General features: G+C 47.6%; 16 protein-coding genes. 11 read left to right on the top strand and 5 right to left on the bottom strand.

Annotation, left to right across the window (positions count from 1 at the left end):
* Positions 1-25 precede the first annotated feature (25 nt).
* Positions 26-1,588, top strand: coding sequence for an N-acetylmuramidase domain-containing protein (locus J0L70_RS25360; RefSeq protein ID WP_287456361.1), 1,563 nt, complete (start codon positions 26-28; stop codon positions 1,586-1,588).
* 87 nt (positions 1,589-1,675) lie between these two features.
* On the opposite strand, the gene J0L70_RS25355 is transcribed toward J0L70_RS25360, so the two are convergent.
* Complete coding sequence (locus J0L70_RS25355; RefSeq protein WP_287456360.1) at positions 1,676-3,301, bottom strand: gamma-glutamyltransferase family protein; 1,626 nt, start codon at positions 3,299-3,301, stop codon at positions 1,676-1,678.
* Between the two features lie 166 nt (positions 3,302-3,467).
* Between J0L70_RS25355 and J0L70_RS25350 the strand changes: the two genes are divergently transcribed.
* Positions 3,468-4,292, top strand: coding sequence for a hypothetical protein (locus J0L70_RS25350; RefSeq protein ID WP_287456359.1), 825 nt, complete (start codon positions 3,468-3,470; stop codon positions 4,290-4,292).
* A 12-nt stretch (positions 4,293-4,304) separates the two neighbouring features.
* On the opposite strand, the gene J0L70_RS25345 is transcribed toward J0L70_RS25350, so the two are convergent.
* Entirely contained in the window at positions 4,305-4,856 is a 552-nt protein-coding gene (locus J0L70_RS25345) for a pentapeptide repeat-containing protein (RefSeq protein ID WP_287456358.1), read from the bottom strand.
* A gap of 221 nt (positions 4,857-5,077) precedes the next feature.
* On the opposite strand from J0L70_RS25345, the gene J0L70_RS25340 reads away from it, so the two are divergent.
* From J0L70_RS25340 to J0L70_RS25325, 4 genes are all read left to right on the top strand, one after another.
* Positions 5,078-6,607 carry a SagB/ThcOx family dehydrogenase gene (locus J0L70_RS25340; RefSeq protein ID WP_190653145.1) on the top strand — a complete coding sequence of 510 codons (1,530 nt, stop codon included), beginning with the start codon at positions 5,078-5,080 and terminating at the stop codon, positions 6,605-6,607.
* 42 nt (positions 6,608-6,649) lie between these two features.
* A complete protein-coding gene (locus J0L70_RS25335) occupies positions 6,650-7,558 on the top strand; it encodes a histone deacetylase family protein (RefSeq protein ID WP_287456357.1) in 909 nt (302 codons plus the stop codon).
* An 871-nt stretch (positions 7,559-8,429) separates the two neighbouring features.
* Positions 8,430-11,096, top strand: coding sequence for an MHYT domain-containing protein (locus J0L70_RS25330; protein WP_287456356.1), 2,667 nt, complete (start codon positions 8,430-8,432; stop codon positions 11,094-11,096).
* Between the two features lie 221 nt (positions 11,097-11,317).
* Positions 11,318-12,166, top strand: a complete 849-nt coding sequence (locus tag J0L70_RS25325; protein ID WP_287456355.1) for an alpha/beta fold hydrolase — start codon at positions 11,318-11,320, stop codon at positions 12,164-12,166.
* Positions 12,167-12,196: 30 nt separating this feature from the next.
* Here the strand turns inward: J0L70_RS25325 and patR are convergent, their stop codons facing one another.
* Positions 12,197-13,267: a heterocyst master regulator PatR gene (gene patR, locus J0L70_RS25320; protein WP_242044760.1), complete on the bottom strand. Its 1,071-nt coding sequence runs from the start codon at positions 13,265-13,267 to the stop codon at positions 12,197-12,199.
* A gap of 583 nt (positions 13,268-13,850) precedes the next feature.
* Between patR and J0L70_RS25315 the strand changes: the two genes are divergently transcribed.
* Genes J0L70_RS25315 through J0L70_RS25305 form a run of 3 tightly spaced genes read left to right on the top strand, consistent with a single transcriptional unit; the run spans position 13,851 to position 17,170 of the window.
* Positions 13,851-15,224: an efflux RND transporter periplasmic adaptor subunit gene (locus J0L70_RS25315; protein WP_268242987.1), complete on the top strand. Its 1,374-nt coding sequence runs from the start codon at positions 13,851-13,853 to the stop codon at positions 15,222-15,224.
* Positions 15,225-15,233: 9 nt separating this feature from the next.
* Positions 15,234-16,448, top strand: a complete 1,215-nt coding sequence (locus J0L70_RS25310) for an ABC transporter permease (RefSeq protein ID WP_287456354.1) — start codon at positions 15,234-15,236, stop codon at positions 16,446-16,448.
* 2 nt (positions 16,449-16,450) lie between these two features.
* Positions 16,451-17,170, top strand: a complete 720-nt coding sequence (locus tag J0L70_RS25305; RefSeq protein WP_017288424.1) for an ABC transporter ATP-binding protein — start codon at positions 16,451-16,453, stop codon at positions 17,168-17,170.
* A 61-nt stretch (positions 17,171-17,231) separates the two neighbouring features.
* Here J0L70_RS25305 and J0L70_RS25300 read toward each other — a convergent pair whose 3' ends face one another.
* A complete protein-coding gene (locus J0L70_RS25300; RefSeq protein WP_017288425.1) occupies positions 17,232-18,197 on the bottom strand; it encodes a stage II sporulation protein M in 966 nt (321 codons plus the stop codon).
* 85 nt (positions 18,198-18,282) lie between these two features.
* Between J0L70_RS25300 and J0L70_RS25295 the strand changes: the two genes are divergently transcribed.
* Together J0L70_RS25295 and J0L70_RS25290 are read left to right on the top strand one after the other, a co-directional pair.
* The gene (locus J0L70_RS25295) at positions 18,283-19,101 is read left to right on the top strand and encodes a DUF7847 domain-containing protein (protein ID WP_017288426.1); all 819 of its coding nucleotides are present in this window, start codon (positions 18,283-18,285) and stop codon (positions 19,099-19,101) included.
* Between the two features lie 43 nt (positions 19,102-19,144).
* Positions 19,145-19,912 carry an RDD family protein gene (locus tag J0L70_RS25290; protein WP_017288427.1) on the top strand — a complete coding sequence of 256 codons (768 nt, stop codon included), beginning with the start codon at positions 19,145-19,147 and terminating at the stop codon, positions 19,910-19,912.
* A gap of 63 nt (positions 19,913-19,975) precedes the next feature.
* Here the strand turns inward: J0L70_RS25290 and J0L70_RS25285 are convergent.
* Positions 19,976-20,117 (bottom strand): IS1 family transposase (locus J0L70_RS25285; protein WP_287453022.1); only part of this gene is annotated, 142 nt, incomplete at its 5' end.

Here is a 20,117-nt window from a genome sequence, read left to right as displayed (position 1 = left end):
TGCCAAACGTGCGTGGGTGAGAGATATGAACCTTAACAGCATTGCATCAGGAACCGCAACTATTAATCTGACGACTGTTCAGACCAATCAGACTTTGACACGAGAACTTCAGCAACGCCTGATTGCATTAGGCTTTCAACCGGGTCCTGTCGATGGAATTTGGGGCAATCGTACGCAGGCGGCTTATGCTGCTTTCGCAACTCGCAATCAGTTTACAACCACTGCAATCAGCCCGCGTGCGGCTCAAGTCTTACTGGGCATCAATACCCTAAATAATATTGCATCAGGGACAGTGACGATCGCACTATCGACGATTCAAAATGTACAAACAATCGTCAGAGAGCTTCAGCAGCGCTTGACAAATTTAGGCTTTCAACCTGGACCCATTGATGGAATCTGGGGCAGTCGTACTCAAGCGGCTTATACTGCTTTTGCAACCCGCGCTCAGCTTAGAGGGACCGAAGTGACTCCTCGGGCTGCCCAGTTGCTACTAGGGCGTCAATCTCTTCCAACTCCAACCCCCACACCTGCTCCGACCCCCACGCCTGCTCCAACCCCAACCCCAACTCCGACCTCAGTTCAACAACCGACCCCAACTCCAACCCCGACTCCGACCCCAACTCCGACCCCAACCCCGACTCCGACCCCAACCCCAACTCCGGCTCCAACCCCAACTCCAACCCCGGCTCCGACCCCAACTCCAACTCCTAGTTCGTCTCCTCGCTTTGCTCCAGCAACTCAAGCTTTACCGACTGGGCTACGTCCCATTGCCAGTGATGTCTTAATTTGGCAAATGAATCGAATCAACACAGATGCTCGATTGGTTCGTCAGATTCAACAAGGATTAGATGCAATGGGACACCAGCCTGGATCAATCGATGGACTCTGGGGAGGCAGAACGCAAACGGCTTATGCCGGGTTTACTAGAGTTTATGGCTTTCAAGCCGATGAGCTTTCACCGCAAGCAGCTTTGATGTTGTTGGAGCCTGCGATTCCTCAGATTGAGGTTGTCCGTCCAGTGCGATCGCTACAACCGAAAGATTTTCAAGATGTTGCTAGATCGATTGGCTGTGAGGTTGCAGCAGTGAGAGCAGTTGTCGAAGTTGAAGCCGCAGGGTCTGGATTTTTGCGGGATGGTAGACCGAAGATTCTATTTGAGGCGCATTGGTTCTCAGAGTTTACGAATGGGCGCTTTGATAATAGCAATGGGGATATTTCCAGTCCGGTTTGGAACCGTAGTCTCTATATTGGGGGCGCAGGTGAATGGGATCGATTGTATAAAGCAGTGAATTTGAATCGAAATGCGGCTTTGATGTCTGCTTCTTGGGGACTCGGACAAATCATGGGATTCAATCATAGTGCAGCGGGCTATCGGGATGCTGAATCGTTTGTGCGAGATATGCATGAGAGTGAAGGAAAGCAGCTTGCAGCGATGTTCAATTTCATCAAGAGCAATCGTCTCGATCGCTTTTTGATTAACCGCGATTGGGCAGGATTTGCGCTTCGCTACAATGGCGAGAGCTATCGTGTGAATCGCTACGATGAAAAGCTTGCCGATGCGTACAGTCGTTGGTCAAATGTTGCTTAGGTGTGCAGATTCAAACCATATCGAGCCTGGTGCATGGAATTCACTGGGCTGATGTGGTCTCAAAATTTGGTTTCGCAATGCTGAGGTTTAGAATGCGATCGCACATCCGTCTGCTCTCGGTTCTGAACCTGCAATCAAAACCTTGCCAGACTTGAGAATCATCTGTCCGCGTCCGAATGCACTCGGTTCGGCGGTGAGTTGAATTTGGTGATTTCTGTCGGTCAGTGCGATCGCAATATCAGATCGCACAGTCTGCTCTAGTAAAACTTGGTTTTTTGCGAACCATCGCCAGCGTGGAGCATTCAAAGCCGTTTGCGGATTCATTCCATAGTCGATGAGGTTGACAACCATCTGTAAGTGACCTTGAGGTTGCATAAAGCCACCCATCACACCCAAAGCTCCAATCGGTTGATCATTGACACTCAAAAAGCCAGGAATGATCGTGTGATAGGAACGTTTACTCGGTGCAACTTGATTGGGGTGTCCAGCTTGAGTTGAAAAACCTGAAGCCCGGTTCTGAAGTGCAATTCCAGTACCAGGAATTAAAATGCCACTACCAAATCCTGCATAGTTCGATTGAATAAAAGACACCATGAAGTCCTGATCTGCGGCTGCTAGATAGACGGTTCCACCTTTGGGTAGTCCTGAACTTGTTTCCGGCAAAGCGGTGTCACGGATGAGTTGTCGTCTTTGAGCGGCATAGGTTTTATCTAAGAGATCAGCGTTGGAAACTATCATTGATGCAGGATCGCTCACATGACGATCGACATCCGCAAATGCGAGTTTCATTGCTTCAATCTGCAAATGGAAGCTCTCGACCGAATCGCGTGGAAATTGAGTCAAGTCGAATCCTTCTAAAATATTCAGAGCAATTAAGGTTGCAATTCCGTGCGTGTTCGGTGGAATTTCCCAAACATCGACTCCTCGATAATTGGTTGAAATCGGAGTCACCCAATCTGCTTGATGAGTGGCTAAATCTGTGCGATCGATGAATCCTCCTGTCTGTTCTGCAAATTGGGCGATCGCGTCTGCGAGTTCCCCTCGATAAAAAGACTCTCCTTGGCTTTGAGCGATCGATCTGAGCGTTTTTGCATGATTCGGGCTGCTCCAAATTTCGCCTGCACGAGGAGCACGTCCATTCGGAAAAAAGACCGCTTGAAAGGGCTGATATTCCGCGCCTGAAAATGAAGTAAAAATTTGCTCGGCTCGTTGCCAAGCCCGAGCCGTTTCAGGAGAAACCGGAAAGCCTGCCTCCGCATATTCAATCGCAGGTTCAAACAGCCTTTCAAACGGTAGCTTTCCCCAACGCTCTGAGAGCGATCGCCAAGCAGAAACCGCACCCGGAACCGTCACCGTTTTCCAGCCTAAATCAGGCATTCTCGGAGCATTGAGCAGCGTTTCGACTGGAATATGACGCGGGCTTCTGCCGGAAGCATTGAGTCCATGCAGTTTGCCATCCCAGACCAGTGCGAAAGCGTCAGAGCCAATGCCGTTTGAGGTCGGCTCGACAACCGTGAGCGCGATCGCGGTTGCAATGGCAGCATCGATCGCGTTTCCACCTGCAAGTAGCATTTGGATGCCTGCGAACGTTGCTAAAGGCTGGCTAGTTGCAACGGCTCCTCGCGTTCCCATCACAACCTGTCTCATCGTCGGGTAAGGATAATGAAGAATCTGCCTTTCAGCAGAGAATCGCTCCCACGCATTCGTCTCCAAGATGGACTCCTTTTGGTTAATTTTGGTGCTGTGCTGATCTGAGCTAGATGATAACTTTATCTCTAGTGGGACAGACCATCTCCTGATCCGGAACCTGTTTCCTCGCTCATGAATCTATAGACAAGAGGACAGTGCCTAAATCGTCTCAGTTCAGGTACTGACGCATATGAACAAAACTGCACTTTTGACTGGAGCCGTGGTGCTAACTGCCGCCGTCGCATCAACGATCGCGACCGTCACCTATCAACGTCCGACCGCAGAAAAAGTTGAGCAACCGCCAGTTGAACAACCTCAACCTGCTCCCACATCTACCCCCTCAACAGAGAAATTCAATCCCCCAGTTGCAACTTCTCCCACGCCTGCATCTTCTCGTCAGCCGATTACTCTAGTCGATGAGTCTGTGCAATCGCCAGAATTTGCGAAATTTCTCGATCGTACAAAACAAGCGGTTCGCGATCGCGATGCAAAATATATTCGCAGTATTGTCACCCCAGCAACTCGCTTCAGTTTTGGCGAACATCGATCGATTAACTATCTCAATCCCGACAATCCCAAATCTCCTTTCTGGACATCCCTGGAAAAAGCCTTATCGCTTGGTTGTTCGCAGGAGGCTCAAGCCTATTCTTGCCCAACTGTATTTCATCAATTCGACGAAGCTATCAAGAAGAGTAATGCGAACATCGATGCTTTTTCTGCCATTGTCGTAGTCGGACAAAATGTGAATGTGCGATCGCAACCTCAGGAAAATGCTGCTGTCATCGCTACTCTGACCAACGAAATTGTCAAGTATGACATGGAAACCTTTCAGAATGCCGCTGCAAAAGAGGCGCTAAGACTGGATGATCCAAATGGTTGGACTCCGATCGTACTGCCCAATGATAAACGCGGATATGTTTCGAGTCGATATGCTTACAGTCCAGTCGGTTATCGAGTTTTCTTTGGCAAAGAACAAGGGGAATGGAAAATGCAAGCCTTTGTGAGCGGAGATTAGTGTGAGCGGAGATTAGTCCGCATGGCGATGTCCGTCCGGGTAAATCGTAAAGGCATCAACGATCGCACCTGTTAAGTTGAGATCAATTGCTCGATCCAAATTGGCTCGGCTCAAATTCGCGCCGCTCAAATTTGCATCGCGGAAATTCACGCGACGCAGATCCGTATTGCTTAAATCTGCATCGCTGAGATCGGCGTTTCTCAAATCCGCTCCCGCTAAATCGGCTCCCGTCAAATTTGCTCCGCTTAGATTTGCAAAACTCAAATCCGATCGCGAAATTTTCGCCTGCTGTAAATCTGAATTTGATAAATTCGCCTGATGCAGTTGGGTATCACTCAACTCTGCGAACTGTAACTGAGTCGATGTCAAATTCGCCTGTCGCAAATTCGCATACGGTAAATAGGCTCGATTCAAGCGACATTCAGCCAAATTGATATCGACTAACATCGCCTCAAAAAAGTTTGCTTGTTCTAAGTTACACCGTTCAAAATTCCGCTCTCCCTGGTTGTACCTTGAAATTAGCTCTTCTGCTGCGATCGTATCCATTACCGTTCTAAAGTCCACCAATCAACGCTCATTACAAAAATGTAAAAAAGAATTGTAATAGGTTAAGGATACTTAACATTTTCTTTAGGGATCATCCAAAAAAGATCTTGAAAATATGGGGAACGGCAATCCAAGAAATTGAAAAGTCTCTATCTTGGAATCAAGTTGTTCTGCGAACGACTAGCTCTCAACCCCATCTCGTGTCAATATCAGAAACAGTACGCTGCCGAACCAGGACTATGCCGGACTTGCAAGTGTCGATCGCTCAACACTATCACGAACGTACCAAATACGACCCCCAAACGATTCATGCCAAAAGCCAAGCCCTAAATTGGGAAGAACAACCCATTCCGTTCAAAGCATACCGATTTGGCACATCGTTCGATTTGAAGCCCTATCTGAGCGAAGAGACCAACCAAGGCGATGAGACGATTTGGTGGCAAAGGCTCTCTAAGCTTTTAGTTTGTAGTTACGGTTTGACCGGAGCAATCCCCACCAATGGCGAACCGCATTATCTGCGATCGTCCCCATCGGCAGGCGGTCTTTATCCGGCGGAGATATATTTGATCTCACGCGGCACTCCCTATCTTCCTGCCGGACTCTACAACTATCAATCGAAAACGCATACGCTGGTTCATTTTTGGCAGAGTGATGTCTGGACAGCTTTACAATCGGCGTGTTTTTGGAATCCAGTGCTCGAAGATACACAGCTTGCGATCGTGGTTTCTGCTGTGTTTTTCCGCTCGGTATGGCGGTATCAAGATCGAGCGTATCGACGGATTTTTCTCGACAGTGGGCACTTACTGGGCAACATTGAACTTGCCTGTGCGATGACTGATTTTCGTCCCCATTTGATTGGGGGATTTGCCGACGAAGCGATCAATCAATTGCTGTATTTTGACGTGAATCAAGAAGGTGCGATCGCAGTGTTACCGATCGCAGATTTACGAGAACTGCGCGAAAATTTGCCCCTAGCTCGCACTGCGCTACCCACGACTCCTCAGCTAGAGTATCCTCGTATTCCAGACGGCAGTTTATTGAGCTATTTTCATCAAGCCACCCAAATTCCCGACAATCCGAATGCAAAAGTAAATTGGCAAGTTCCTGAACCGAAAGCGCAGCAGGATAAGTACAATTTTCCGTTCTGCTTAAAGGTTTCCATGACTTGTCCACCGATCGATTGGAGTCCGAATTTATCTGGACTTGAACAAACGATCATTCACCGTCGCTCCACTCGTGCGTTTAGTGGAGAGAAGCTATCGCTGGATGAACTTCGCGCTGTCCTCGATTTTACTTATCAACCTCAGCATTACATTGAGCAAAACTTCGATCGATCTCCTGATTATTTTGATTTAAGCTTGGTGGAGACATTCATTGCGGTATCTGGGATTCAAGACCTGGAGGATGGATGTTATTACTATGCGCCTGCGACTCAAGAACTTCGGCAGATTCGGTTTAAAAACTTTCGCCGAGAACTACATTTTCTTTGCTTAGGACAAGATTTAGGGCGAGATGCGAGTGCGATTGTGTTTCACACGGCTGATTTACGCACGGCGATCGAGCAATATGGCGATCGAGTGTATCGCTATCTGCATATGGATGCCGGACATCTTGGACAACGAATAAATCTGGCTGCCATTCACCTCGGTCTAGGCGCAAGTGGCATTGGTGGATTCTTTGATGATCAAGTCAATGAAGTCTTAGGGATTCCCGAAGATGAAGCGGTCTTGTACATCACAGCCTTGGGACGACCGAGAAAGCGAGAATAAGTTGCTATAGTGAAAAACTGAATCTATTGCAGATATCCGCTTATGTTTCCGGTGATCTATTCCGATGAGTTTCTGCTGCACGATACGGGGCATTTTCACCCCGAAAACTCTGGGCGACTGACTGCAATTCAAGCTGCATTAAAAGCAACATTCCCCAGTCAGATTCACTGGCAACTTCCGACTCCGGTCGAAACTCGATCTCCCCTTTTATCGGTTCAAGCGGTTCACACTCAGCATTATCTAGATCAAGTTCGGTTGACTGCAAATCGCGGGGGTGGGTTTGTCGATGGTGAAACTGTGATTTCTCCACGCAGCTATGAAGTTGCACTGCTTGCGGTCAATGCTTGGATTGATGGGGTTGAGATGGCGCTTTCGGGTCAGCCTTGTTTTGTGATGGCACGCCCGCCTGGACATCATGCGATCGCAGATTTGGGTATGGGATTTTGCTTACTGAGTAATGCTGCGATCGCGGCTCATTACGCGCTGCAAAAGTGCGATCGCGTTGCGATTCTCGATTGGGATGTGCATCACGGGAATGGCACACAAGCGATCGTCGAAAAGAATCCGAACATTCGCTTCTGTTCGCTGCACGAATCGCCTCAATATCCGAGAACAGGAGATGCTTCTGAAAAAGGGTTTTATCAGAATGTTTTGAATTTGCCTGTGTCGGCGGGAAGTACGATCGCAGACTATGACCCGCTCTTTCAGCAGAAAGTGATTCCATTTCTAAGTGAATTTGAGCCGGATCTGCTGATCGTTAGTGCTGGATATGATGCGAATGCTGCCGATCCTTTAGCAGGCGTTTCACTCCAGCCTGATGATTATCGTGTGTTTACAGAATACTGTTTGGGGCTGACTCGCAAGATTGTGTTTGGGTTAGAAGGCGGATATGACTATGATGCGTTAGCGCGATCGGTGGTGGCAACGATCGCACCCTGTCTGAAGGATTAAGAGTGCTTTTTCAAGATTAGAGCCAAAAGGTTTAGAGATTGATTAACCCCCAGTTCGCAATGCTTCTCGATCAGTCTCAAACTTGTCTAATCGCTCACGTCCTCATCCTGCTGTAGCGTCGCTCGATAGCTTTGCGGAACTTCTTGAGGTAGGGTCAGCGATGAATCATCGTGGTTAAAAAAGTTCGATCGCGTGCGCTTCAATCCCCCTACCGTATCCCTCCGAGATTAATACGCGAATCTACTGTTCTGTGAACTGCCGCTGTGTCATGATCTTTATAGCTCTCCTCATCCCTTATAACTTCCTAGCCGATCTTATTGGTTCATTTTTTCTTAATTTTCTAAGCAATTTTTAGCTAATTCTTCTTGTGTTTTTTTACCGTTATCTGGTTGTCTAAATCTCTTAAGTTTATTTCCCATTCTATAAATATCTGAAACTCGCAATTCTAAAAGAAAACTTAAATCTATCCAACTCCTTGGATCTCAGATTGATTTAGTCTTTTTTCCATCCATTCATCCACTTTAGTCTCTAGGAAAGCCCTGAATAACTGGCTTTCCGGCACTCGATTGTTACCTTATGGATGATTTGATTTGATTGAGATTAGCGCTCACACTTTTCTTAAATGTGAGACAGAATGATCGATTTCTATCTTCAGGCATAGACCATGATTTGCATTGATTGGGAATTACTAGACACATAGTCTCTAGAAAATGCTTTTCTCAGACAAAATTTAGAATTCTGCTCCAATTGATTGTCACAAAACGAATTGACAAAGTTGTTCTTTTTTAGCTTAGAGAGATGACTTAGGAAGCAGTGCGATCGAAGCATCTCTATTATTCATTTCCCCTGCCTTCTCACATTCCTTAGGTCTATGGCTTCTTTAACCACTGGTTATAATCTTCAACTTGTTCTTGTTTCAGTGCTCATCGCTGTTTTAGCCTCCTACTCTGCTATAGATCTGGCTGGAAGAGTGACTGCAACCCAAAGCCGAGTTCAAAAGATTTGGTTGTTCAGTGGTGCTGCTTCGATGGGCATCGGCATCTGGTCAATGCACTTTATTGGTATGTTGGCATTCCGATTGCCTGTTCTGGTAAATTACGACTTTCTCACCGTTCTTGTTTCGATTGCGCCAGCCATGATTGCTTCAGGATTGGCGCTATTTCTGGTTAGTCGTCCAACATTGGGCTGGTCTCAACTTCTAGGTGGCAGTATCTGCATGGGCTTGGGGATTGCCTCTATGCACTATATCGGTATGCTTTCAATGCATGCCTCGGCAGTCATCCACTATGACGTTCGCGTGGTTGCGCTCTCGGTTCTGATTGCGATCGCTGTCTCGTTTGCAGGACTGTTTTTGGTCTTCCAGTTGCGAGAAGAAACCACATCGCGCCAACTCTGGAAAAAACTCTTAGCTTCCTTAATTATGGGGATAGCAATTCCGACGATGCACTACACTGGCATGGCTGCCGCCTGTTTCATGCCGATGTCTAATATGCTCGCGGAGTCAAGCTTACAACCCCCCAAAAACGTAGTCCCTTTAGCTGCTGCTGTGATTGTTGGCACGCTGATTATTTTAGGACTCGCATTACTAGCCGCGTTTTTCGATCGGCGGTTATCTGCTCAAATCATCTATGCCCAGGCGATTCAGGAGAGCCAACAATATCTCAAAACAATTCTTCAAGGCATTCAAGTTGGTGTGTTGGTGGTTGAAGAAGATGCTCAAATTCAGTTATCCAATCGCGCAGTGCTCGATCTATTACATTTCTCCAGTGAAGCAGACCTACAAAAGCTGTGGAATCAAGGTATTACAAGCTGCCTGGATTCAACTTTGCTTGAGGATTCAGAGAATCCGCTGCTTCATTCAATGCAACCTGTATTGCAAAACATCCTTGCCAAACAGCCAGTACAGAATGCTGTGATTTATGTTGAAGCTGAGGAGCAAGAACCAACGGCGCTTCTAGTTAATGCTGTTCCTTTGAAATTATCGAATGCTGCGGTCACTCAGATGGTTTGTACGTTTAATGAGATCACTGAGTTAAAGCGTACTGAAAATCGTCTCAAGGAATCCGAAGCAAAATTCAGAGACTTAGCAACTCAGGAAGAACTGCTCAACCAGCTTTCATCTCAGATTCGAGAATCTCTGGATCTTCCGACGATTTTGCAAACAGCAGTCTCCGAAGTGCGGAAACTATTTGCTGTCGATCGCGCTTTAATTTACCAATTTAATGCGGATTGGCGGGGACAGGTTTCACTTGAAGATGTGGCAGAACCTTGGTCTCCTACCCTAGGCGAGGCAGCAGATAATTGTGCGCCCGGTGAATGTTTTGAAAAATACCGCCAGGGTCAAATTCGAGCCATTAACAATGTGCTTGAAGCGGGGTTAGATCCAACGCATCTTCAGTTCTTGCAACGCTTGCAGGTGCAAGCTAATCTGATTGTGCCGATCATGGTGGGCGATCAACTCTGGGGCTTGCTGATTGTGCATCAATGTAGTCACCCTAGAGTTTGGAAGGAGGAAGAAGGCAATCTACTGTATCGCCTGGCGGGTCAGCTAGGGATTGCGATTCAACAAGGAGATCTCTATGCCCGGATGGAGAATACTGCACTGCAAGCTCAAGCTCAAGCTGAACAATTGCTCGAATCTGAAGTCCGACTGACGCAGCAAACTCGAACTCTCCAAAAAACCCTGGAAGAGCTACAAAGCGTTCAACTCCAACTCGTTCAGAGCGAAAAGATGTCTGGTTTAGGTCAACTGGTCGCGGGTGTCGCTCATGAAATCAACAATCCAGTCAACTTTATCCACGCTAATCTGAATCATTTACAAACCTATGCGTGGGATTTATTAGATTTTGTACAGCTTTACCGCAAGTATTACCCCGATGCGATGCCAGAGATTGAGGCGAAGGCTGAAGAAATCGACCTCGAATTCTTGCAGGAAGATTTGATGAAACTGCTGACTTCAATGAAGACTGGCACTGATCGTATTCGTCAGATTGTGCTGTCGTTGCGTAACTTCTCGCGCATGGATGAATCAGAATTTAAAGCCGTCGATATTCACGAGGGAATTGAAAGCACCTTGATGATCTTGCAACATCGGTTAAAGGGAAGTAAAAACCGTCCAGCGATCGGGGTCATTCGGGAATATGACAATTTGCCGATCGTGGAATGTTATCCTGGACAACTCAACCAGGTATTGATGAATCTGCTCAGTAATGCGATCGATTCTTTGGAAGACCAGAACGAAAAACGAACCCTGCAAGACATCAAAGATCATCCCAGTCAGATCACACTTCGCACATCCTCGATCGACGCTCAATGGATCGAAATAGAAGTGGTCGATAATGGTGCGGGAATTCCTGAAGAAGTTAAAGAACGGATTTTTGATCCATTCTTCACCACAAAACCAGTTGGGAAAGGAACTGGTATGGGATTATCCCTGAGCTATAAAATCATCGTTGAACAACATGGTGGCAAACTAGAGTGCTATTCACAGCCTAATCAGGGCGCACAGTTTGTGATCCGGATTCCTATCAAACAGTAAACCTAGAAGAGTGGTTTAATCTCAAATTCCGACAAGCTCAAATCGTTTGGACTGTCATGCTATCGCTGCACCTCTCACCAGCCAATTTCTAAAAACCTTACTAGCCGATGTAGATTTCATAACAGTCTTAAATCGGTGTGAAATAGGGGAATAGGGAAATCGCTTCTCGTTCCCCTGTTCCCCCAACTTGCAAGACCTTATGAATCAAACAGGAGTGCTCTATGTTTGCGAAGATTCGGGATACACAGATTTACTTTGATATTGAAGGCGCAGGACTCGTTCCCGATGGCGATCGTATGCGAGAAAAGCCGATCGCCTTCCTGATTCATGGTGGTCCTGGTGCGGATCATAGTTCTTACAAGCCGACGTTCTCTGCCCTGAGTGATCAATTGCAGCTCGTCTACTTTGATCATCGCGGACAAGGACGATCGGCAAGAGGCGACAAATCAACTTACACGCTCGATCAAAATGTCGAAGATATGGAAGCACTTCGACAATATTTGGGACTCGAGAAAATTGCTGCGATCGGCGGTTCGTACGGGGGCATGGTTGCTCTAACCTATGCCACTCGCTATCCCCAAAATCTCTCTCATCTGATCGCGATCGCCACTGTTCCCGATTTCCGCTTTCTCAAACGTGCTCAAGCAATTCTCAACGAACGAGGCACCCCCGAACAAATCGCGATCTCCCAATATCTCTGGAATGGCAACTTTGAAACCGAAGAGCAACTTGCCGACTATTTCCGCATCATGCAGCCGCTGTATTCTGTGAATCATCCGGTTACAGAAGGTCGATCGCGTACCATTCTCTCGATCGATGCAATTAACATGGCGTTTGGAGGATTTTTGCGATCGTATAACGTTCTCGATCAGCTTCACAAAATCACTGTTCCTACGCTCGTCATTGGCGGACGGCACGATTGGATCTGCCAACCCGAATTCTCAGAAGAAATTGCCAACGCGATTCCCAACGCAGAGCTGAAAATTTTTGAGAACAGTGGACATCTCATCCGTTTAGATGAACCACAAGCCCTACTGAGTGCAGTTTCAGAATTCATTGCTAAAAAATAGGGGCGATCCCTCAGAATCGCCCCGTTTTGCCTATGCTTCGCTTGTTACGTTGTCCGTGCCTTCGTCGGTTCGACGTTTCACGGGCTTGGGAAGAGGTTCCGTCCGACGCGGAGCCGCCTGTGGTTGAGGCGCAGCTCCTGACGGTCTACGATCGCCGCCACTCGGTCTACGATCGCCGAACGGTCTTCTGCCGCCGCCACCACCGCCGCCGCCAAAACGCCCGCCTGGGCGAGAGAAGCGACCGCGTTCGATCTCCTCTTTCGACTTCTTCCGAGGCGGAATCATGCCGATCGACTTAGCAGTCATGACGACCAGATCTGCACCTTCGCGCTTCGCGTTAATTTCCCAGAAATATCCAACCGATTTTCCGGTCAACTCACCGCGCAATTTCAGCTTGAAGGCTTTTGCACGATCGTCTTTCTTGCGTGGAGCTTGCTGAATCTTAATCACCATCGACTTCTCTTCAGGCGTGTGAAAAATCACTTCGCCTCGAATCGAAAAGTAATTATCTTCTACCTCAGAAGAAGGCAGATAATTCGGGGTTTCCTCGGCTTCTGACTCTTCTTCAGACTTACTGAGATTTTCAGGCTCCCAAACTCCGACGATCTGAACATGCAGATCTTCGTGCTTCTCACGAGTGCGCGGATACACCACCCAGAGATGCTCTTGTTCGAGGTCTAAATGGTTTTTCACTAAACTCATCACCCGACCGAGCAGCACGGCTTCGATCGTGGTTCCATCTGCGGTCTTCATCTCGCCCCGCGTGAACTGTTCTTCAGACGGAGTATAGCGACCTCTCAAAAGCCCGATCGCACGATACTGCATCGGTTCGCTCGGAGCCGGAATCGGCTGCTGGCGCAAACTTGCAGGATCAAACAATTCGATCTCTGGCTCAGGAGGCTTCTCCACAGCAGGCGGAGGTGAGGTCGGAGCCGCAGGAGCAGGTTGAGGGCGCGCGACAGGTCGCACCAGCGGGCGCTGGGCGGTCGGCGGCTTTGGATCAGATGCATCTGGGGATTGTGGCATGTCAGAGCCTTCAGCCGCAGTCTCGGCGGCATAGGATTTAGGAGGCTGGAGTGGTCGGTTGGGCAAGGGACTCATAGGCTGTCATCGTCACAGGCTGAGGGCAAAAAGCAATCAGTCGCTTATTGTACTGAATGCAGGCTGGCTTTCAAGAATCCGAACGCTTTTAGACCGATTTACAAAAAAAATATTTCTCATCGGCTAAACTTGCGGTTGTTTCGGATTCTCCAGAGTGACTACGAGAATGCCATACTGGAAAATACGGCACTTCATAGACCTCTTTCTTAGCATCTTCGGCATCGTGTCAGCAAGAATACTATGCCTATGATACTGATTTCTAATGCCGTCCAAATCGCTTTGGACGGCAACAATCTTAAGATTTCCCGTGATTTGATTGAGATCAACAGAGATTTCTGCCTGTGTGTCTCTGTTCGGAAATTTCGATATAGAAATCTACCCAGCAGTAGAGAGCCTAGAATCAATACTTATGGCTCTACACGAAACCTTGACAATTACGTTAAAATTTGTAAACGAGTAATACATATCGCTTCACATCCGTCGCCTCAGGAATCTTTCGGATGCGAAATGAAGTCATTGTGAAGCAGATGTGGATTAGCGCTCCTTTGTATTTAGTGTTTCACCGAGTTTGGTGAGTTTGAACATGCAAGTTCCGTTTTTTGGCAAGGTTGGCAAAAGTCAGCCATCTCGTTGGGTATTGGCATTGCTTGCAGCAGGCGCGATCGCGATTCCAAGTGGTGTATTTCTGGCTTCACGGCAGTCTAGCCCTCGTCAGGAAACCGCTACAATTTCTGTCGAATCGAAGACCGTGACTGCGAGAATTTCAGCGAGTGGCGAGATTATCCCAGTTCGCACGGTTAATTTAAGTCCGAAAACTGCCGGGAAGATCGTTCAGTTGCTAGTCGATCAAGGCGATCAGGTGACGCAAGGACAGGTTGTGGCGCGAATGGAAAGCCAAGATATTGAAGCAGAACGCAATCAGGCTCAAGCGCGAGTTGCGGAGGCTGAGGCGAAGTTAGATCAATTGAGAGCGGGAACGCGGGTTGAAGAACTGCGCCAAGGAGAATCAGAAGTTGCGAGAGCAGAAGGCGAAGTGCAGCGAGTGCGAGGATTAGTTGCGGATGCGAACTCTGCGCTAGATTTTGCTCGAACTCAAACGCGCCGACAGCGAGATCTGGCAAGCCAGGGGGCAATTTCGGCGAATTCACTGGATGAATTTGTGCGACGGGAACAGAATGCGAGTCAAACGCTGAGTCAAGCTCGTGCTCAGTTGAGCCAAGCAGAAGCTCAGTTGAGTCAAGCGAACCAACAATTAGAACAGCGTCAGAATGGGGCGCGACCGGAGGAGATTCGGCAGTCTGAGGCACAGTTAGCCTCCGCGATCGCTCAGCTTCAGCAAGTCCAAAACCGTCTTGAAGATACTTTTATTCGTGCTCCTTTTTCAGGAGTCATTACTCAGCGATATGCCACCGTTGGAGCGTTTGTCACCCCGACGACTCAGGCAAGTGCGGGAGCAGATGGTTCGGCATCGACTTCGATATTCGCCTTAGCCAGTGGATTAGAAGTGCGGGCGAAAGTGCCAGAAGTGGATATTGCTCAGATCAAAAGCGGTCAAGAAGTCGATATTCGAGTCGATGCTTATCCGCAAGAAACGTTTAAAGGTCGAGTGCGCTTAATTGCTCCTGAAGCCGTGACAGAGCGGGATGTGACATCTTTCTCAGTGCGGATTGATATTCTCACAGGACGCGACAAACTGCGATCGAAGATGAATACCGATGTCAGTTTCTTAGGCGATTCGATTCCTGAAACGCTGGTTGTTCCGACGGCTGCGCTTTCAACTCAGAAAGGTAAAACAGGCGTTTGGGTTCCCGGTGAGAACAATAAACCGCGTTTCCAAACCGTGACGACTGGACTGAGTTTTGATAACGAGACTCAAATTTTAGAGGGAATTAAGGCAGGCGATCGCATTTACGTACAGCCACCTGCAGGACAGAAAATCGAGAATTCCAATCAGTAGGGTAGAGCAATGGATTTTGGTGAGAGCTTAAAAATGGCAGCGAAGACGCTGACTGCCAACAAGCTTCGCAGTAGTTTGACAATGTTGGGAATGATCATTGGCAATGCGTCGGTTATTGCCATGATTGGAATTGGACAAGGCGCGCAAAGGCTTGCTTCTGAGCAATTTGAATCGTTGGGACCGAATGTATTGTTTGTGTCACCGGGCGGAAATCAGGCACGGCAACGGACGAATAATATCCCGAGAACCTTAGTCTGGGACGATGCAAAAGCGATCTCCGAACAAGTTCCGAGCGCAGCAGGCGTTTCTGCCCAGAAAAATGCTTCGTTTCCAGTGGTGTATGGCAGTCGAAATTCTACGTCGCTGATTGTGGGTGCGACTCCTGAATTCTTGACGGTGCGGAGCTTTGATGTTGAAAAAGGGCGATTTATTTCCGAGATTGACTTGAAGCGAAATCAGCGAGTCGTCACGTTGGGCGCAGATTTGGCAAATCGGTTTTTCGGAGATAAAAATCCGATCGGAGAAGAGATCCGAATTCGCAACGTCAGTTTCAAGATTGTCGGTGTTCTGCAAGCGAAAGGCTCTTTTCTTGGCAGTAACCAAGACGACGCGGCTTATATTCCTTTAACGACCATGTCGAGTACTTTGACGGGTCGATCGCCCTACGGATTAGATCTGTCGTTTATTTCGATTTCAGCGAAAGATGAAGCGAGTATTCCGGCGGCTGAGTTTCAGATTACAAACTTACTCCGACGACGACACAAAATTGTCACAGATGATGATTTCACAGTGCAAACTCAGAAAGATATTTTGCAAATCGTTGGTACGATTACGAGCGGATTGACGGCAATGCTAGCGGCGATCGCGGCTGTTTCTCTGCTGGTTGGCGGTATCGGCATTATGAACATCATGCTGGTTTCTGTGACGGAGAGAACTTCAGAGATTGGTTTACGCAAAGCGATCGGAGCATCAGGGAATGACATTCTGATGCAATTTATGATTGAAGCTGTCATTCTTTCAGCAGCAGGTGGCTTCATCGGAACGGTTGTTGGTGTCGGTGGTGTTGTCCTCGTGGCTGCCTTTACGCCGCTTCAAGCGATCGTTGCTCCTGCCGCCATTATTCTTGCCGTTGGAGTCTCAGGCTCGATCGGCTTAGGATTTGGTGTAATTCCTGCGCGCCAAGCTGCCAAACTCGACCCCATCGTTGCGCTCCGGAGTGCTTAATCATGCCAAATTCAGTCATTATTCGCTTAGAAGAAGTTACGAAGGTCTACGGAATCGGAGATACAACTGTTCATGCTTTAGCAGGAGTCGATCTGATCGTCGAACAGGGTGAGTACTGCGCGATTATGGGGGCTTCTGGGTCGGGTAAATCGACGATGATGAACATTATCGGCTGTCTTGATCGACCCACTGCCGGACGGTACTATCTCGACGGAGAAGATGTTGCTCAGTTAGACGATAGGGCTTTAGCTCATATTCGTAATCAGAAGTTGGGCTTTGTGTTTCAGCAGTTTCATTTACTTCCGCAACTGACTGCATTAGAGAATGTGATGTTGCCGATGGTTTATGGGAATGTACCTGCTCAAGAGAGGCGCGATCGCGCAACAGAAGCGTTGATCAAAGTCGGCTTAGAGCAGCGAATGCAAAATAAGCCGACTCAGCTTTCGGGGGGACAGCAGCAACGGGTTGCCATTGCTAGAGCGATCGTCAATCGTCCGGTGCTATTGCTAGCAGATGAACCGACAGGTGCATTAGACTCGACCACGACTCAGGAAATTCTGAATATTTTTACCGAGTTGAATGCGAGTGGAATGACAGTTGTGATGGTAACGCACGAACCAGAAGTTGCTCGGTGTACTCGGCGAGTGATTTGGTTCAAAGATGGACAGGTGCTAACGCCTTACTTAGCTCCAGAAGAAGTAGGCGTTGCAACCGTGAGCTAGGAAATTCAGGAATGAATTGATATCTCCTGCGAGAGAAGATCTAGCAAGTTTCTCGCGATCGCTAAACATGCTCTCGCTGGCGACTGCAATAGCGAATCAATGCAATGAATAAGCCAATGCCTGCAAAATATTTCAGGGGATCAGGCACGATTGGACTCGGTGAGAAAAAGCCTTCAATCACGCCTGCAACAATCAACATGGGAATAACTCCAAACATGAGTTGTGCTGCCTTCAAACTGTAGACTTTAATCGCATCAATCCGTCGATACTGTCCTGGAAACAGAATGCCTCTTGCAATTAACAATCCTGCTCCGCCAGAAAAGAAGATGGCAGGAAGTTCCAACGAACCATGTGGAAACACAAACGCCCAAAATGGAAAAGCGAGATTGTTCTGTCCCACTAAAGTGCCTACCCCCCCAATCAGCAAGCCATTCATAAATAGCAAGAAGATCGTAAATAGTCCGAGTGTCATACCCCCTGCAACGGCTCGAAAAGTCACCCCTAGATTGTTCGTCATAATCTGGCTTGCTGCTTCTGGTTCAATTCCTAGAATCGAACCCATCCAAAGTCTCCCATCATCCCGTACAGTGCGAATCAGATGGTCTGGAACAATCATTTCGAGAAACTGCGGATCGCGCCAGGAAAACCACCAAGCGATTAATCCACCTAAGCAAAATATTCCGGTTGCGATCGCAGTATAGCCGAACGTCTCCTGCACCACCGCAGGCAAGCCCCATTTGTAAAAGTCGATCGCAGTTTTCCAATCTTGCTTGCGCGATCCCTGATAAATCTGACTATATCCACGAGAGGTGAGCCGTTGTAAATCCTGGACGAGCGTATTGCCAACCTGGGCTTGATTGGTGCGTGCTCTGGCTAGATCGGCAGATACCGAGCGATATAAACTGGCAAGACTTTTAATTTCTTGTGTCGAGAGCGATCGCAGTCCTCGCTTTTCTATCCGGGTGAGAAGTTCGTCTAATTGTTTCCAATTCGGCTCACGTCGAGCAATCCAGCGCTTAACATTCATAGTTTGTAAAATTTTCGGGTGTTTCGGACAACCTCGCCTAAGATAGCCTCAGACCGTACGGTTTGATTCATTCACGTCGAAATTTATGTCTAATCTTAGCCCTAGTAATCCCATTCAGCCCCTCAGTGTTGGAGATGTGATCAGTGCAGGTGTGCGTCTGTACCGCTCCAATCTCAAACGATACTTGATTTTAGTGTTGCGGACTTATCTTTGGATTTTTGTTCCCGTGTACGGATGGGCAAAAAGTGCAGAAATCACGGGTCGCATCTCTCGCCTTGCTTATCAAGAATTAATTAATCAACCAGAGACTCTCACTGAAGCTCAGCAAAACACTGAACCAAAAGTCTGGAATTTTCTAGGCGCGGGATTACTGATGGGGTTAATTGTGATTGGGATATACATGGCTTTTTTAATTGCCTTTTTCATCCTGATTGTGATTACAGCAGCATTAACAGCGGTGAATCCGCCGTTAGGAATCGTTGGTGGCTTGTTAATGGTTGTTGCATTCATATTTGGATTGTTTACTTTTATCCGGATTATGTCTCGGGTCTTTATTTATGATGCGGCGTTAGCAATCGAGGATAATCTGGATGCTTCGAGTTGTATTGGTCGCAGTTGGAATCTGACGAAAGGATCGGTCGGTCGGATTCAGTGGATTTTCTTTGTCACATTCATCCTGACGCTGATCGTCAACGTTCCTTCTCAATTTGTGGGTGCAGCGTTTCCTGTAGGGGAAGATACTGATCCTGCCATTGCTGTGACTGCCACACTCTTGTTTTTTGCGATTAGCCTAATTGGCAGTGCGTTCATTACTCCGCTGTGGCAAACCATTAAAGCGGTGGTGTACTACGATTTGAGAGCGCGACGAGAAGGTTTTGGCTTGGAATTGCGCGATCGCGGTTAAAGTGGGAATGACTTGAGATAGTCCTCCTTATCGAATCACGGTCATGAGTCTGTTTAACCACATCAAAGTCCGCACTCCAGAGAGCGTCGAATTAGAGTTTACGCTCGCAGGAATTGGCAATCGTACGATCGCGCTGATTGTGGATTACCTCATCTGGGGTGCGTTGCTGATCGGTGTATTAATGGTTTGGTTAATTCTGTCTGTCCAAATTCAGCAGTATTTTCCAAATACCAGAAACATTGAGATGTGGTTGACTGCCATTTCGATCCTGCTTTCGTTTGCCATCTACACGGGCTATTTTGTTCTGTTTGAAACCCTATGGCAGGGACAAACGCCAGGAAAACGCTATACCAAAATCCGAGTCATTCGAGATGATGGACAGCCAGTGGGGGCGACTCAGGCAATTTTACGAGCATTGGTTCGCCCGATCGATGATATTGCTTTTATCGGGATGTTGTTGATTATTCTGACGAAACGCGAAAAACGTTTGGGAGATTGGATCGCGGGAACTTTGGTTGTTCAAGAACAACGTCCGATCTCGTCTGCGAATTTTAAGCTGTCTCCAGAAGCAGACTCGCTGGCAAATCAACTAGTCGCAACTCAAAATGTCGCCGTGTTGTTACCTGATGATTTTGCGGTCATTCGGGAGTATTTGCAACGTCGATCGATGTTAGACAATCGAGCTAAAAATGATCTCAGCCTGAAGTTAGCAAGACAGGTCAGAGATTTACTAGAGATGAAAGAGCTTCCATTTGAGATGACAGCAGATTTGTTTTTGGAAGCAGTCTACTTGGCGTATCAGAGACAATAGACTCAGAACCAGTAGACTTAGAGGTAGTGCCTTTTAGGAAATGCTGTAGAAAATAGGCTGATTTCATGCAAACATGTATCGGCATTGCTCATTGTAGTAGTGGATGAAGTTCCAGATGGCAGCAATATGATTGTTGACATCCTTCGAGAACGATAAAGTTTTCCGCACTAACCGAGACACTCGTTGTCTTAAAGTGTTGTTGAAG

Origin of the sequence: Leptolyngbya sp. UWPOB_LEPTO1, assembly GCF_017302695.1 — a bacterium.
In the GTDB taxonomy this organism is placed as follows: Bacteria; Cyanobacteriota; Cyanobacteriia; order Leptolyngbyales; family Leptolyngbyaceae; genus Leptolyngbya; species Leptolyngbya boryana.
Note: the sequence above shows the minus strand (reverse complement) of the source record. Positions and strands in the feature narration are given on the sequence as shown.

Excerpts from the sequence above, each read along its gene's own strand:
- patR (WP_242044760.1), bottom strand. The coding sequence starts at position 13,267 with ATGAGTCCCTTGCCCAACCGACCACTCCAGCCTCCTAAATCCTATGCC.
- J0L70_RS25350 (WP_287456359.1), top strand. The coding sequence starts at position 3,468 with ATGAACAAAACTGCACTTTTGACTGGAGCCGTGGTGCTAACTGCCGCC.
- J0L70_RS25360 (WP_287456361.1), top strand. The coding sequence starts at position 26 with ATGAACCTTAACAGCATTGCATCAGGAACCGCAACTATTAATCTGACG.
- J0L70_RS25315 (WP_268242987.1), top strand. The coding sequence starts at position 13,851 with ATGCAAGTTCCGTTTTTTGGCAAGGTTGGCAAAAGTCAGCCATCTCGT.
- J0L70_RS25295 (WP_017288426.1), top strand. The coding sequence starts at position 18,283 with ATGTCTAATCTTAGCCCTAGTAATCCCATTCAGCCCCTCAGTGTTGGA.
- J0L70_RS25300 (WP_017288425.1), bottom strand. The coding sequence starts at position 18,197 with ATGAATGTTAAGCGCTGGATTGCTCGACGTGAGCCGAATTGGAAACAA.
- J0L70_RS25290 (WP_017288427.1), top strand. The coding sequence starts at position 19,145 with ATGAGTCTGTTTAACCACATCAAAGTCCGCACTCCAGAGAGCGTCGAA.
- J0L70_RS25335 (WP_287456357.1), top strand. The coding sequence starts at position 6,650 with ATGTTTCCGGTGATCTATTCCGATGAGTTTCTGCTGCACGATACGGGG.
- J0L70_RS25325 (WP_287456355.1), top strand. The coding sequence starts at position 11,318 with ATGTTTGCGAAGATTCGGGATACACAGATTTACTTTGATATTGAAGGC.
- J0L70_RS25340 (WP_190653145.1), top strand. The coding sequence starts at position 5,078 with ATGCCGGACTTGCAAGTGTCGATCGCTCAACACTATCACGAACGTACC.
- J0L70_RS25330 (WP_287456356.1), top strand. The coding sequence starts at position 8,430 with ATGGCTTCTTTAACCACTGGTTATAATCTTCAACTTGTTCTTGTTTCA.
- J0L70_RS25305 (WP_017288424.1), top strand. The coding sequence starts at position 16,451 with ATGCCAAATTCAGTCATTATTCGCTTAGAAGAAGTTACGAAGGTCTAC.
- J0L70_RS25310 (WP_287456354.1), top strand. The coding sequence starts at position 15,234 with ATGGATTTTGGTGAGAGCTTAAAAATGGCAGCGAAGACGCTGACTGCC.